This is a genomic window from Rahnella inusitata, assembly GCF_003263515.1.
GTDB lineage: Bacteria > Pseudomonadota > Gammaproteobacteria > Enterobacterales > Enterobacteriaceae > Rahnella > Rahnella inusitata.
Window position 1 is genome coordinate 69,858 of record NZ_JYDE01000014.1, and the last position, 14,804, is coordinate 84,661.

Annotated in this window: 14 protein-coding genes and 2 pseudogenes; 11 read left to right on the forward strand and 5 right to left on the reverse strand. The window is 48.7% G+C overall.

Translation table 11 applies throughout. The features are described 5' to 3' along the window. Window positions 1–801: 801 nt before the first annotated feature. The 8 genes and pseudogenes from TU92_RS22610 to TU92_RS08320 form a co-directional block, all read left to right on the forward strand. A pseudogene (locus TU92_RS22610) lies at window positions 802–1,266 on the forward strand (phage tail tip fiber protein); the annotation flags it as partial. A gap of 156 nt (window positions 1,267–1,422) precedes the next feature. Next, window positions 1,423–1,581 carry a hypothetical protein gene (locus TU92_RS22300; RefSeq protein ID WP_153376473.1) on the forward strand — a complete coding sequence of 53 codons (159 nt, stop codon included), beginning with the start codon at window positions 1,423–1,425 and terminating at the stop codon, window positions 1,579–1,581. A 1-nt stretch (window position 1,582) separates the two neighbouring features. Then, complete coding sequence (locus TU92_RS08290) at window positions 1,583–2,257, forward strand: hypothetical protein (RefSeq protein ID WP_112166107.1); 675 nt, start codon at window positions 1,583–1,585, stop codon at window positions 2,255–2,257. A gap of 125 nt (window positions 2,258–2,382) precedes the next feature. After that, entirely contained in the window at window positions 2,383–2,619 is a 237-nt protein-coding gene (gene cor, locus TU92_RS08295) for a phage exclusion lipoprotein Cor (RefSeq protein WP_112166109.1), read from the forward strand. 60 nt (window positions 2,620–2,679) lie between these two features. Next, window positions 2,680–4,182: a pyocin knob domain-containing S74 family peptidase gene (locus TU92_RS08300; RefSeq protein WP_112166111.1), complete on the forward strand. Its 1,503-nt coding sequence runs from the start codon at window positions 2,680–2,682 to the stop codon at window positions 4,180–4,182. A gap of 351 nt (window positions 4,183–4,533) precedes the next feature. Next, entirely contained in the window at window positions 4,534–4,917 is a 384-nt protein-coding gene (locus TU92_RS08310) for a S24/S26 family peptidase (protein ID WP_112166115.1), read from the forward strand. 80 nt (window positions 4,918–4,997) lie between these two features. Further along, on the forward strand, window positions 4,998–5,189 hold the full coding sequence (locus tag TU92_RS08315) for a DUF2767 family protein (RefSeq protein WP_112166117.1): 192 nt from the start codon (window positions 4,998–5,000) through the stop codon (window positions 5,187–5,189). A gap of 193 nt (window positions 5,190–5,382) precedes the next feature. Further along, window positions 5,383–5,871: a CinA family protein gene (locus tag TU92_RS08320; RefSeq protein WP_112166119.1), complete on the forward strand. Its 489-nt coding sequence runs from the start codon at window positions 5,383–5,385 to the stop codon at window positions 5,869–5,871. A 50-nt stretch (window positions 5,872–5,921) separates the two neighbouring features. On the opposite strand, the pseudogene TU92_RS08325 reads toward TU92_RS08320, so the two are convergent. Together TU92_RS08325 and TU92_RS08330 are read right to left on the reverse strand one after the other, a co-directional pair. Next, window positions 5,922–6,437: pseudogene (locus TU92_RS08325) on the reverse strand (ferritin-like domain-containing protein). A gap of 49 nt (window positions 6,438–6,486) precedes the next feature. Then, window positions 6,487–6,978 (reverse strand): YciE/YciF ferroxidase family protein, encoded by a 492-nt coding sequence (locus tag TU92_RS08330; RefSeq protein WP_112166121.1) that lies wholly within the window; start codon window positions 6,976–6,978, stop codon window positions 6,487–6,489. Window positions 6,979–7,911: 933 nt separating this feature from the next. Between TU92_RS08330 and TU92_RS08335 the strand changes: the two genes are divergently transcribed. Beyond that, window positions 7,912–8,106, forward strand: coding sequence for a hypothetical protein (locus TU92_RS08335; protein WP_112166123.1), 195 nt, complete (start codon window positions 7,912–7,914; stop codon window positions 8,104–8,106). A 1,435-nt stretch (window positions 8,107–9,541) separates the two neighbouring features. Beyond that, window positions 9,542–10,264, forward strand: coding sequence for an amino acid ABC transporter ATP-binding protein (locus TU92_RS08340; RefSeq protein WP_112166249.1), 723 nt, complete (start codon window positions 9,542–9,544; stop codon window positions 10,262–10,264). 43 nt (window positions 10,265–10,307) lie between these two features. Here the strand turns inward: TU92_RS08340 and TU92_RS08345 are convergent, their stop codons facing one another. Together TU92_RS08345 and TU92_RS08350 are read right to left on the reverse strand one after the other, a co-directional pair. Beyond that, the gene (locus TU92_RS08345; protein WP_112166125.1) at window positions 10,308–11,198 is read right to left on the reverse strand and encodes a glycerophosphodiester phosphodiesterase family protein; all 891 of its coding nucleotides are present in this window, start codon (window positions 11,196–11,198) and stop codon (window positions 10,308–10,310) included. A 1,335-nt stretch (window positions 11,199–12,533) separates the two neighbouring features. Then, on the reverse strand, window positions 12,534–13,394 hold the full coding sequence (locus TU92_RS08350; RefSeq protein WP_112166127.1) for an aldo/keto reductase family oxidoreductase: 861 nt from the start codon (window positions 13,392–13,394) through the stop codon (window positions 12,534–12,536). Between the two features lie 93 nt (window positions 13,395–13,487). Between TU92_RS08350 and TU92_RS08355 the strand changes: the two genes are divergently transcribed. Then, window positions 13,488–14,396, forward strand: coding sequence for a LysR family transcriptional regulator (locus TU92_RS08355; RefSeq protein WP_112166129.1), 909 nt, complete (start codon window positions 13,488–13,490; stop codon window positions 14,394–14,396). Here the strand turns inward: TU92_RS08355 and TU92_RS08360 are convergent. Further along, entirely contained in the window at window positions 14,391–14,792 is a 402-nt protein-coding gene (locus TU92_RS08360; RefSeq protein WP_112166130.1) for a VOC family protein, read from the reverse strand. The two genes, TU92_RS08355 and TU92_RS08360, sit on opposite strands and share 6 nt — an antisense overlap. Window positions 14,793–14,804: the final 12 nt, after the last annotated feature.

A 14,804-nucleotide genomic window follows, 5' to 3' on the forward strand; every position in this document is an offset into this window, starting at 1 on the left:
AACACCACGGCCATCACCACTGAGCAGAAGGCCAGGGCGGATGCCGACTCTGCACTCGGCACCCGCATTGACTCAGTGAAGGCAACGACCGACGGCAACACCGCTGCGATTGCCAGTGAAACAACAGCCAGAACGAGTGCTGACAGTGCGCTGAGCACCCGAATCGATACCGTGACCGCGTCAGCCGGAAGTAACGCCGCGGCGATAACCGCCGAAGCGAAATCCAGAGCCGATGCGGATGGCGCCCTTAGCACGCGTATTGACTCAGTAAAAGCGACGACTGACAGCAACACGACGGCCATTACGTCGGAGACCACAGCGCGAACTTCTGCTGACAGCGCTCTGGGTACCCGTATCGACGCTGTTAAAACCACGACAGACGGCAACACGACGGCCATTACGTCAGAAGTGTCAGCGCGGACGACCGCTGATAATGCCCTGGGATCAAGGATTGATAGTGTTAAGGCCGCGACTGATTCTAATACAGCGTCCATTTCATCTATTCAAACTGCCCAGACCGATGCCGACCAATCCCTGACAACAGTTATCAACAACAATGAGTCCAGCTATATCGCCAGCATTGAAACGTCGCTGGCGAATGACCGTGACTCGAAGGATCAGAGAAAGGCAACAGGCCAGGTTAAACAGCAGGTTGTTGAGTTCAATGCGCGTATTACTGAAACGCAAAAGACAGTTGCTGACGGTCAGCAGGCGTTCGCTGAATATCAACAAACGGTATCCGCATCAATTCAGGATCTGAACGATGCTAATTCTGAGCTATCAGCGACGGTGCAAACCACGGCGTCCGCAGTGGTCGACCTGAATGGTAAGGCGTCGGCGCAGTGGGGCATTAAGTTAGGGATAAACAGCAACGGCCAGTATTACGCTGCCGGTATGGGGATCGGGCTGGAAAATACGCCTGCCGGCATGCAGTCGACGGTGGCGTTCCTCGCGAATAACTTTGTGGTGATGTCGGACGTGAACGGCGTCCCGAGAGCGTTTTTTGCCATTCGCAATGGGCAGACTTTCATGAATGAAGCATTTATAGGTGAAGGCACCATTGATAACGCCAAGATCGGCAACTTCATTCAGTCAACTAACTACGTGGCTAATGTTTCCGGCTGGCGGCTGGATAAAGCCGGCACCTTTGTGAACTTCGGTACCGGCAGCGGCGGCAAGATGAAAACCACCAACACAACGATCAGCGTTGCAGATGGTAACGGAGTGCTGCGCGTGCAGATCGGCGAACTGACGGGGGTATTTTGATTGGCGAACTTTGGCATTCAAACGTGGAGTGCTTCCGGAGTCCCAAATAACACGGGTTTGGTTAGGATCCTGATATTGGGCTCTATCTATCTTTCAAAAGACCAGGTGTCAGGGGCATGGTCCTATGCCGTGCCCTCTGGTTATAAGGTGGCTGCCATGCAGTCACCGGTCATGGGGGCCGCACTTTCATCGGCCCGGCGAAAAATCACGACGACGACGACCGGCGTATCCCTCTCAAATGCCGGTTCTGATTATTCAACCGGAACGTTCACAGCGGCAGAGGGCTGGCTGATCGTCTACTTAGTGAAGCAATAACATGGCTAATTATGGGGCAATGCTGATCGATGAGTTCGGAATACCGTTCTCTACGCCGGATACGACGCCAATGAGTCTGGTTTCAAAGAATGTATACAACTTTGGTGGAAGCGGCGGCGTGATTAACTTAGCCGTCTCTGTTTCGAGCCCCTTTGTTGTCGCCTTTAAATCTGACGTAACCGGCGTATATGGACGGCTGGATAATAACGGTGGGGCATACACGCTTACGGTAGGAACATTGGCCGGTGGAGGTGTTGGGAATGTCACCGTCTATATATTCGGTATCGTTATCCCTCAGCCAAAACCGGCGTGGGGGATCGCTATCAATAACGCGCAGGGGCAGTGCATACTGACGAATGAAACCAAGGTCATGAATCCGCCCGTTGCAGTTGGAACGCCGGGTAACCCAGCGGGTCTTGGTTATAACATTGATACTACGCTCACCGGTAACTACGCGGTTATGCCGCAGATGACTGGGCTCATGGTAGGCGTGATCCATTCTGGTGGAGCAACGAGACCCTTTCAGTCGCCGATCCAGACGTATGCATATTTTAATGGAACAACTACTCGCGTTTCTTCTTCTCAAACAACCAGCCCAGGCGGTGACCAGCTTGAGAACGTAGGGTATGCGAACTCTAACGATCTGATATACGTGATGGACGTATCTCCTTATTAATCAATTAATTGAATTTAACGATCGTTTTGAACGATCAATTTCGTGAAATTGATCTATTTAACCAATTATCTCTCTCCAAATATCGTTGTTATCGTCCCGATATCCAGTATCGAAGGGACATAAAAATGATAAAGATTTTATTGGCGATTGCATTGGCGGGAATGCTTACGGGGTGCTCAGGCGTGCTTGAGAAGCAGCAGCCCGTCTGTAGCGGTACCGCGCTCATTGGCGGACAGGAAACGTCCGTGCAGATTTATGGCGTTCGCAAGGTTGCCAGTCAGACCCAATATAAAGCCGGAGACCCTTTTGGCTGGCGCTGGGTCAGCAAATCAAACTTCACATCGACGACGTGTGAAAAATAAATTACCCAACCTAAACAGACCCGCTTCGGGGGGTTTTTTTTTATCTGGAGTAACGTAAAAATGGCCTGGTATAAAACAGGCACGGTTGCAGTAGCGGCAACAAAGGTTACCGGCACCGGTACAAACTTTTTGGATGCCAAATTCGGAATCGGACCGGGGCAGGCCTTTCTGCTTCCGGCATCAGGTACCGTTAAAATCTATGAGATTGCCAGCGTAGAGGATGCTACTCACCTTACCCTCACGACATCAGCCGGAACCGTGGCCGCTGGAGCTGCTTACGCGGTCATGAGCTTTTACACGGATTCGATACCTGACTTTTCCAAACGCCTGGCTGCGCAGTTGGGCTACTACCAGTCTCAGATGGACGGCTGGCAAACCATTATGACGGGAACTGGCACAGTCAGCGTGACGGCTCCTGACAACACCGTTGTTAACATCAGCAGCTTTTCCAAACTGACATCTGATATTGCAAAAGCTTACACCGACGGTGGTCTCCTGAATGCTACGGTAACGCCAAACAGCCTGGGGAATGTGACTGATTTCAATATTTACTACCAGACAGCAAACGCCAATGCCATCGTTGCCAACGGATACCCGATTGCAAAAGCAGGTACGCTTTATGTGACTAAATCAGCCTATGGCTGCCAGCAAATGTATATCACATTCCAGGGAGAGGCTTTTGTCCGTGGACTCACCGGTGCTTTCACTCCAGCAGCGCCTAATTGGTCGGACTGGTGGCCGATTTTCACAGGAAAGAGCACTATCCCTGTTGGCAATGGAGGAACCGGGGCCGCTACAGCAGCCGCAGCGCGTACCGCATTAGGCGCAGCTCCTACAGTAGCCCCAGTGTTCACCGGGGGGGTAACTCTGAATGGGACTGTTGCTATTGAAGGGACACAGTTAAACCTTAGGGCTTCCGCATCCTCTGGCGGCTGGCCGTTCTTCGTCACTTTTATGGCTGGTCAGGGTAACAATCTTGCATATTCTCGTATTTACTCAGAGAACAGTGGTGATTTGACAATGGCTACTGCTGTGAATGGTAGCCCCAAATATTTCCAACATACTGCCAGTGGGGATCTTCTGGTTCCGAGGAATATTCAGTGTGTGTCCCTTACCCAAACGTCTGACCGTGATAAGAAAGACTTCATCACGCCGATCCTCAATGCGCTGGATAAAATTAACGCCATTGACGGAGTTACCTTCACATGGAAGACGGACGGCACACCATCAGCGGGTGTGATTGCTCAGGATTTGATGAAAGTGTTGCCTGAAGCCATTGGCTCGACCTTCGATGAGAACGACGAGTACGGCACAGAGGAACAGCAGGTAGAGAAGGAAGTTATGGACGAAGAGGGCAACACGACCAGCGTGACTGAAACGGTCAGCGTGACCAAGCTGGTCCGCAAGCGTGACGAATCAAAACGGTCATACACTGTGGAATACAACGGTGTTATTGCCCTGGCAGTGCAGGCTATCAAAGAGCTTTCAGAAAAGGTTGCAGTAATGGAAGCTTACATCGGGCCTGAAAATCTGGCCGCCATGTCAAAAGAACACACCACATAATTTCTTCCTTTGCCGATCAGCGGCATAACAGAAATGTCTCTGATCGGACTTTCCTCCGCTGGTAACTCATGATTATACTGTATGAATAAACAGTGTTTGAGGGAGGGCTTATGCCGCGGCGATATGAAATAGATGATGCATTTAAGCATGCGATCAAGATTAGTTCTAAAGGCCGCCGAACTGTCACTACTGAGGATTTCGTGGCTGAACTTGCGAAGAGAAACTGGCACTGGGGATTGCGGGAAGCGAATCGATGGATCGAAATTTACGTCAATACGTTTAGCGATGTCTCGACTGTAGAGGGTGACGCCCGGACTTTCTTACTCTTCAACCCAAATGGAGGGCTTTGAAATGGGATTTCCATCCCCTGCAAGCGATTACGTTGAGTCGCGAATCGACCTGAACAAAGTCTGTAACTGCACCGGCCCGGCATCTCGCCTGTACATCGCCGAGCGGTACCACGGGAAGCATATCAACTCCGGCACGATGCTGCTGATAGACCCGGCAATCAAACCGGTCGACGGTAATCTGCTGCTGGCGCAAATCAACGGTGAGATGGATGTGTGGCGGCTGGTGACAATCCTGCGTCGCGGGCTTGAGTCTTTGGCAGACAAAAATGTCTTCATTGAATTTGGGGAAGCATTCACAGATGACGAGCTGGTGATCGAGGGGGTGGTGACGCATATCATCTATGATGCTAGGAATGACGTTTTCGACGATACGCCATGTATATAAATTTCTTCTCTTGCCGATCATTACAGGCTTTCCTAACCTATTAACAAGGTTAAGCCAAATTATAGTAATGAGGTTAACATATGGACGAATCAGAAAAGTACGTCGAGATGTGTGTAATTCTTGGGGATATTGTCTTTGGTTTGCGCCAAAATGGCTACGAAATTAGTCGTGAAAATCTGATAAAAATCTGCGCCAACAAACGCCTCAGCAGTCCTAACGAACTGCAGGCCGATTATTACCAACATATCATTGGAAAGCTTTCCGATGCCTAAAAAAGCCCGCCCGGTGGGCGGGCTAAATATCAAATGTATCAACATTACTTGTACTTCAGGATGGTAGTCACTACATCCACCTTAAAGATTAGTTAAGCTTCTTCTGTCTGGCAATTTCCAGGCAAAAATACCTACCAGAGAGAGGACAAAACCACAAGGTTTCTTAATATTAGGCGCGTGATAAGGAGTAAGCGTGAAACTGCTATTGTTGAATGAAGCACACCGAGTCCTGAAAAAATTGAAGAAACATGGAGTTAACCTGGCAAGCGCAGAGTCGTGCACAGGGGGCGTGATTAGTACGGCACTCAGTGCGGCTTCTGCAGGTGGAGCGTATTACGCCAGCGGGTTTGTCACATATGATGACACGGCAAAAACCGTTATGTTAGGTGTAAAACCCGATTCTATCAGCGCCTATACAGCTGTGAGCGCCGAAGTGGTTGCGCAAATGGCAGAAGGTGCTTGCCGTATGGCCAAAACGCAGGTTGCACTGGCCGTGAGTGGCTACGCGGGCCCTGACGGGGGAAAGGACGGCACGCCGGCGGGAACAATCTGGTTTGCCTGGTATTTAGGGGAAGGAAGAACCTCGGTCGAGAAGCAACACTTTGAAGGTTCGCCCGAGAGCGTCGTGTATCAGGCTGCACATTTCTCACTATCGAGGTTGGTAACCTTACTGAATGACTAAAATAAACGCCCGCTTTCGCGGGCGTTTATCATTCAAAAGCTTCAGGCTGGTTAACGGCTTGCGTCCCTATCAGGTGTGTCCAGCAGAGTAAGATACTTTTCGGTGACCGCCGGTAGGTTTTCTTCTAGCCATTATGCCATCTGTTCTTCCTGAGCTTTGATTTTTTGAAAGACCTTGGCACCCTCAATATCGCCAACGGCTTCCGCGGCCACGATCAGCGCGTTATAACTGGCAATTTCGAAATGTTCAAAGACATAACCGCTGATCCCGCCTTTGACTACTTCATCGCTGGCAAGCATGCCCCCTAGAGCCTGCCCCATGGCGGTCATCTTACCCGCAGCATCTTTCAACACCGAGCGGGACTTATCGAGCCTCTCCAGCACCCCTTCGATCAAACGCTGCTGATCCTGCGTTTCCGTAATGTGCTACATGATACGCTCTTTTAGACGCGGATGATGTTTCAGGCGTTCTGCCATCCCGGTTAACATGGACTCGGCTTGTTTTTCCATTGCATGGGCATCACGCACCCAGTCGACATAATTGTCATACGCCTTTGATTTAGTCATAGACATTTGCCTCTCTTGACGTGGTACTGACACTCCTGGTGAGTATCGATCAACGTGCTTTTTGCGGGGAGGCTGAACCCGCGATGGCGGTGAGTTTCTGATCAGTATTTTTTTCTTCCTGCAGCGTTTCTTCCAACAATTTTGCCGCCTGAGTGTAGCCTAATTTTTTTGCCAGAGCCGCCAGAGTGCCATAGGTTGCAATTTCATAGTGCTCGACTTTTTGCGCCGCACCGATGAGCCCTGCATCCAGCACTTCGCCTTTTTCGACGGAGTCGATCAGTTCCTGCGCTTCTTCAACGAGTCCCTCCATAGCATGGCATTTCATGCGCTTTATCCGGATTTCGTCAGATGTCTCTACTACCTGATCTAACCGTTCAATCTGACCCTGCGTTTCTTCCAGATGAGATTTAAACGCTTCGATAAGTTTAGGATCGGTAGCAGCACGGGCCATTTTTGGCAGTGCTTTAGTTATTTGACGCTCTGCGCTATAAACATCAGATAAATCATGAATAAACAATTCTTTCAAAGTGGAAATAGACATTTTAATTACCTTTGTGAGTGGGTTCGCCTAAACAAGATTAGCCGCATAAAAAAATCCGTATATTATTTAAGACTTTTCTTATCATGTATTTTCCTTGTTTTTTATGCTTTTACCTTTAAAGGTATAACAGTTCATTGAGAAAAAAGAAGAAAGTGTTTTTTTTGACTTTGGCGATATTTATTCTAATAAATGGGGGTGACACAGGTACTGAATATTTTAATCGTAAATTCATGAAGGTTAGTCATTAATAACTAACAGTATTAATCCGGTTAGAGATAAACATGACCATACGTCATTTTATCGATGCGAATTTCCTTCTGCGAAAATCCAATCTATTCATCGGAGTTGGTTCCTTTCCTAAGCGGCGGCTCCATCGTTAATGGCTACTCTGTTATCAACTTATACACCGTTAGCTCTGCAGGCAAAGCAATTGTGTTCGGCGCGACAGGTCGCTGTTTCGACTCCAACACAGTGTACCAACCTATAAGGTTAAAGGCGTTATGATTGCGTCTCAGCAGATCCCTCTCTTTCTTTTGTTTCAGGTTCGATTTGTCAGCGCCAGTACGCTGCCGGCGATCACGTTTAGCGCAAACGGAAAGTCATGCTGACAAATCTCCTTCCCATCGTTAGCATATTGTTTTGGTTGTACTGAGCGCTAATGGCACAGAGCAGACATTGGTTAGAACGACGTGCTGCCTATGGTCTTATCTTTCAATTCATCGCAGCAATTTGCCAAACTTTAAGATTGACAATATCCTGCGAGATTCAGTCCACATCGGAATCCTGTAGACGCTTACCAATCGTCCTACACAAAGTCTGTAATTGTATTGGTCTCGTGTCCCCAAGAATGATGTATTTGACGATACGCCATACATGTGAAAGGTTAAGAAAATTCCGTGTGCTAATATTAGTTAAAAAATACTTGAGGTAGATATGCAAACTGAAGAAGAGAATTTAATAGTAAGAAAAGAAATAGGCGACGCAGTCTTGGCTGTACTTGAGCAAGGGAAAGTGGTGAGTGTAGAAAATATCATTACATATCTCGAAAGGCAGCATCAAGAAGTTACCCATATGCAATACAAGAACAGATATAGGCATGCAGTAGACTTACTGATAAAGAAATCATAAAAAAGCCCGCGACATGCGGGCAATAAACATCAGTTTTTACATTGGAAATTTGTTCGGGTAGAACATGATAAGCATAGCGCGGTAATAATTATTCAATCTATAGGATAACTACTCAAAAGTGGCTGTGTTCGCTCAATGGGGAAGTGTTAGAGCGTAAAAAAGCCCTCGCGAACGAAGGCCAGTGAATTATCACAAAATTTAGTTTCGGAACGAGAGCGATGCTCCCGAAAGCATAATAGTAGCTCTTGAAAATTTGGCTTATGAAATATGGTTTAGTAGTTAAAGAAATCCCAGCGTTTTGATTAGTAAAAAAGAGCCCGCGTTAAAGGCGGGCAAAAATCAAAGGTATCAATATTACGCTTCTAGATGGCGGTTACTCCACCCATTCTAAAGATTAGCTAATGCTTAGAGATTCACCATAACACAGGTAAAAAAAGAGCCCGTGTCTAGGCGGGCTTTTATAAGGGTATGAATAGAACATGGCCTTGATTAGCCTGCTGATCTTGTGTCAGCTGAGTTAAGGGTAGTCTGCGGTGCGCTGATTGCCAGATTTGAATCGAAAAAAAAGCCCGAGTTAACGTCGGGCTATCAGTAGGTAGGTACTCACGGCCTTGGCAGGCTTGCTGATCTTGTGCCAGCTGGTATGAGAATAGTGCAGGGCGGTGATTTTTCCAGATTACAGGCACAAAAAACCGGCTCGGTAGCCGAGTTTCTATTTGCGCTCATTTGCTACTGGCACGAATCAACGGAGAATTGGCGTCTGGTGACAATTCTGCGGCACGGGCTCGAGTCTTTGGCAGACAAAACGTCTTCATTTAGTTCGGGGAAGTATTCACAGATGACGAGCTGGTGCTGACGCATATCATCTACGATGCCAAGAATGATGTGTTTGGCGATAAGCCCTGTATTTAAAAAAGAGCCCGCGTCAACGGCGGGCTATCAGTAGGCATGTACTCATGGCCTTGGCAGGCTTGCTAATCTTGTGTCAGCTAAACTCATCTTAGACGGTTCTAAGAAAAAATTCCTTCTGCAAAACAAAATTTATACTGCAATAAATCAGTAACTTGCAAAGAGGAGTTTTTTCATTGGCTTGCTTACTTATGTATTTATTTTATCATTAAAAATCAATCAATTAAATTATATCCCTCGCGCTGATGCTGCGTCATCTTCAATGCTATTTTCATTTTTTTAATATGTTAAGTCCCAGTCGTAAGCACCTCATTTACGAGTAGAAAAATCACGTAAAGAAAATCCGTTGCCTTCTAAAACCTCTTCTGCAAAACTAATTTAATTCATCGTGAATTCAGAGACTTGCAAACTTCGCCTTTCGCCTGTTTTTACTCAACCAAACTCAAAAATAATTATTTAAAATCATTATGTTACTTAACTTTAAACTGTCTGCTCGTTCAACACATGGAAAAGAGGTTTGGCAAAAGTGATTCACGTTAAGGATTTACAGAAACAGTTCGGTGAAACCCACGTTTTGCGCGGCATCTCGTGTGATATCGCAGAGAAAGAAGTGGTGTGTATCATCGGCCCGTCTGGCTCCGGCAAAAGCACTTTCCTGCGCTGCCTGAATGCGCTGGAAAAGCCCAACGGCGGCGAAGTGGTGGTTAATGGTTATGCGGTTCACGATCCGAAAACCAACCTGAACACGCTGCGTTCCGGCGTCGGGATGGTGTTTCAGCGCTTCAATCTTTTCCCGCACATGACCGTGCTGGAAAACCTGATCATGGCACCCATGTCATTGAAAGGTTTGTCGAAAGCAGAAGCGGTTTCGCGCGCTGAAAAGTTGCTGCAAAAGGTCGGGCTTATCGACAAAATCGACGCCTGGCCCTCCAGTCTTTCCGGCGGTCAACAGCAGCGCGTGGCGATTGCCCGTGCGCTGGCGATGGAACCGTCGATCATTTTGTTCGACGAACCGACCTCTGCGCTCGATCCTGAACTGGTTGGCGAAGTACTGTCCGTCATGAAACAGCTGGCGCTCGAAGGCATGACCATGGTGATCGTTACCCATGAGATGGGGTTTGCCCGCGAAGTGGCGGACCGGGTGGTGTTTATCGATCAGGGTGTGATTCAGGAGCAGGGGCCACCGGTGCAACTGTTTACCGCGCCGACCAATCCGCGTACCAAAGAGTTCTTAAGCAAAGTGTTATGATGTAAGAGCCGGAAGTTTCGTGGGGGAACTTCCGGCTTTTTTATTAACGAAGAAGCGTTTTAAACAGCGCCGGAGAGTTTACCAGCACACCGTCCGCGCCAAGTGATTTCGCTTGTTTATAATCCGCTTCGTCATTTATGCCAATTAAAATGATGTGCGCCTCGCCTTGCGAGCGGAAACAATCCATCGCCTCTTTATCCCATTCCAGCGTGGCTTTTGAACGCGCCTCACCTAATGTGTATTTTTCGACAACTTCCACTTCCCGTTTCATTTCAAGCGCATACCAGCGCGGCTGTTTGTCGGCTTTGATCTGACACTGATGCGCCATCGTGATATTCGCCAGCGCAGTGCGCGTCATATCGCGGCTTTCAAATTTCGGCAACGTGGCGGGAAGTACGCTGAGATAGCGAGAGTCTGTAGAATAAATACGTGTTCTTTGCAGGCTGTGAGTCTCCTGCAAGACCTTGCTCAATGCTGCGGCCATTTGCTGAGGATCTGCATCCGGTGTTTTGATGTCGATATAAAACGTCGTCGTCGGGAAAGTCTTCAGAACAGTGTCCAGCTGCGGAATACCGATATGTTTATCGCGGTACGGATGATCTGTTGCGGTTCCAAATGCCCAGCCAGCGTCCATCTGCGCCAGCTCTTTCGCGGTGTAATGCGAAACGGCGCCTTTCTCCTGGGTCAGACTGCTCAGGTCTGAAGGCCGGTAAAGGACGGGAATGCCATCTCTGGAAAGCTGGACGGTGATCCAGACTGCATCAGCTTTATTCTCAAGCGCCAGTTTGATTGCCGGAACCGTATTTTCCGGAGCATCGGCGGTTCCGCCACGGTGGGCGATGATTTGCGGGGAGAGCGGGAGAGATGCTGCGAAGGTCATGGCAGAAAGCGAAGACAGCGTCAGAGCCAAAATCATTTTTTTATGAAGATGCATTACATATTCCTTTAAAGTAAATCACTCATAACTCATTGTTATATAGCTAATATATTTCATCAGAGGAAATAAGTCCGTGAAATGAACCACGTTTGAAAGATGACACTGTTTGATGACACTTTAGGGTCAAAATCAAAATAATGACCGTTGTAACGGTCTAATCAAATCGGACTCTTATTAGAGACGTCATGAGTAACGCTGACGAGGTGAGAAATTATTATTTTGCGACATGCAGAAAAATAGAGCTTTGCTTCCTGCAAGGCCACGAACGGATTATGTAAAACATATAAAAGCGCCAATACTGATACATTTAATTTAGCGTCAAGGGAAGTATGATATTACTTAACTAAAATTAAGCAATACTCATCATGATAAGGATGATGCGACATGTTTTTCGACTTACAGTAGGGTTTCTATTTAATCGTTCTTAATGGTGACACCAAAAATAACTATCAGATTGAAAAAATAGGAATTTATTTCATTCCGCTATTATTTTTAGGGAATTAACTAACATGAAATCATAAAGTGTTTTCTTTAAAAAAATCTAAAAATATCAGACTAAGAGTTTCCGTTAGAAAATCCCCTGCCTGTTTCAAGAGAGATAGCGATGAGCTCAGAGTTTTTCTTTACTGTCACAACAAAACATTATTTTCTTGAATTCATTAAACCAATTTCATTTATTAGGTGAATGAAGTTATAGGCAACCTCCCCGAGCCCAAGAAAATCTTTTCAAAAATTTTATTTTAAATGGCGGGAGTAAAGTCATCGACTCACTGTGGTAAGATTTTTCATTAGTTTATGAACAATAATACTTTTTCCTCATTTTTTCAGTGGGTGGCAGATATCGATCACCTTCTTCCGTAAGAAAGGCGAGAGAAAGATTGAGAAATATTCACCGCAGTACAGGCGGATAAATTCAGAGACAGTTGTTATACAGTGGGCCCAAAGGGGCAGCAGGTTCTGTTAAAATTATTTTTTGATCGCAATAGTCATATCGTGATGACGACAGACGTTACGCAAAGACCCTCCGGCCTGGCCTCCAAAGAACTCTCTTTGTGGATTGATGGATAAGGTCGCCGGACATACCAGCAAGGCTGTTCAGTAAGTGCGGGTAAATAAACTGCATGAGGTTTTAATGGGGTATTCTCAGCTTTAATCTTATAAGCATTAATCCATAATTTACTATGAACCTGTTTATATTCTCTGGCGTAGGGCTAATGTCATATTAAGCATTCTGATGTGCAGCAGATACGCGCGTAATAATTTCCTCAAGAAAAATATCTCACGAATGAATAAGGGGCGGTAATGCCATCTCCGCCCCTATTTGGGTTTCCCTTAACTTCCCATCCCGTTCAGTTTTTCCATCACGTCATCCGACAGCGTCAGCTGACCGCTGGCCAGATTCTCCTGCAAATGCTGCGGGGATGAAGTGCCGGGGATCAGCAGAATATTAGGGGAGCGTTTGAGCAGCCAGGCGAGCGCGACCTGCATAGGCGTCGCATTAAGTTCAGCGGCCACTTCATTGAGCTGCGTGGACTGCAACGGCGAGAAGCCACCCAGCGGGAAGAACGGTACGTAGGCAATGCCCTGTTCGGCCAGCTGATCGACCAGCGCATCGTCGTGACGATTGGCGAGGTTGTACATGTTCTGCACGCAGACTATCGGCGTCATTTTCCGCGCATCGGCGACCTGTCTGGCGGTCACGTTGCTCAGGCCGATATGGCGAATCAAACCGCGTTCTTTCAGTTTAATCAGCGTTTCCAGCTGAGGCTCCAGCGATCCTTCCTTTGGTTGGTGAATGTCGAGCATGCTGCGCAAATTCACCACTTCCATGCTTTTCAGCCCAAGATTGCGCAGGTTATCTTCGACCGCGCTGGTCAGCTCTTCCGGGCTAAACGCCGGGATCCAACCGCCTTTTTCATCGCGGCGGGCGCTGACTTTGGTGACGATGCACAGATCGTCGGAATAGGGGTGTAGTGCCTTCTTGATCAGCTGGTTAGTGTAGTGCGGGCCGTAAAAGTCGCTGGTGTCGATGTGATTAATGCCGGAGGCGACGGCGTCACGCAATACCTGAATCGCCCGTGCTTCGTCTTTCACCGGGCCGAAAACGCCGGGGCCAGCGAGCTGCATTGCGCCATAGCCTAAGCGCCCAACTTCACGATCGCCGAGACGGTAAGTCATTGTAGGTTTTGACATGGGGTTCTCCTGTAAGTGTGCATTGATTGTATCGGGGAACTGGCTGTGCAACTATCCGGTGAAATCAGGACAAACTGTACGGAGTGACGCACAATGTCGATGGATATCGCACTGCTGCACGCGGTGGTGGAAGTGGCGAAAGCCGGTGGTTTTCGGGAGGCGGCGCGGGTGACGGGCAGTAATGCATCGCGGTTAAGTGACGCGGTGCGCCGCGCGGAACAGCAACTCGGTATCCGGCTGTTTCACCGAACTACGCGCACCGTGGTGTTGACCGAAGCGGGCAGGGCGTTAATCGACCGTCTGTTACCGGCAATGAACGAAGTGGATGCCGCGCTGGATGCCCTTAATCGTTATCGCAACACTCCCGGCGGCACGCTGCGACTTAATGTGCCGGTCAGCGCTGCTCGGCTGGTCTTGCCGGCGCTGGTGCCGGAGTTTTTGCGGCGTTATCCCGATATTCAGCTGGAAATCGTCGCCGAAAGTAACGTGCAGGATGTGTTTCGCGACGGCTGCGATGCCGGGATCCGTTATGACGAACGGCTGGAGCAGGATGTGGTCGCCATTCCCATCGGACCGCGTATTCAGCGCTTTGCCGCTGCGGCGTCCCCGGCGTATCTCGATGTGCATGGACGACCGGCGCATCCCCGTGATCTGATACAGCATCAGTGCCTACGCGGACGCTTCGCCAGCGGCGTTATGCCCCCCTGGGAATTTGAGCGCGAAGGCGAGAGGCTCAGCGTGGAGGTGAAAGGGCCGCTGGTGGTCAGTGTCGGCGGCGCGGTAGATCTGGCGCTGGGAACGGCTATTGCCGGTACCGGAATCATCTATCTTTTCGAAGAGTGGCTGCGGCCCGCTATCGACAGCGGCCAGCTCGAGGCGATATTGCAGCCGTGGTGGCTGTCATTCTCCGGACTGTATCTTTATTACAACGACCGCCGCCTGATCCCTGCGCCTTTGCAGGCGTTTATTGATTTTGTGCGTGAGGCGAATGGGGCTTTATGACCCGTGTTGCCAGCTTTTATACACAAACTCCAGCGTGTAGCCGTCCGGGTCGATAACCCCGGCGGCGTAATAGCGGGGATCGTAATAAAGCCGTACGCCCGGTGCGCCATTATCTTTAGCTCCCGCCCGAATAGCGGCGGCGTAGGCTTCGTCCACTTCCATTTTATTGTTGGCGACAAATCCGACATGTGTCGCATCGCCCGCCGTTTTGCCTTCCCGCAACCAGAAGAATATCCGACCCTTCGCCCCAAAACCGTTGAGGTTGGGATGCCCCGGCGGGCCGTCTTTGCCGTCGTAATCGACGCGGGCGGTAATGCCGAGCGGAGCCAGCGCGGCGGTGTAAAACGCCACCGAGCGGGCGGTATCACTGACTGATATAAAAATGTGATCGAGCATAGAATCTCCTTT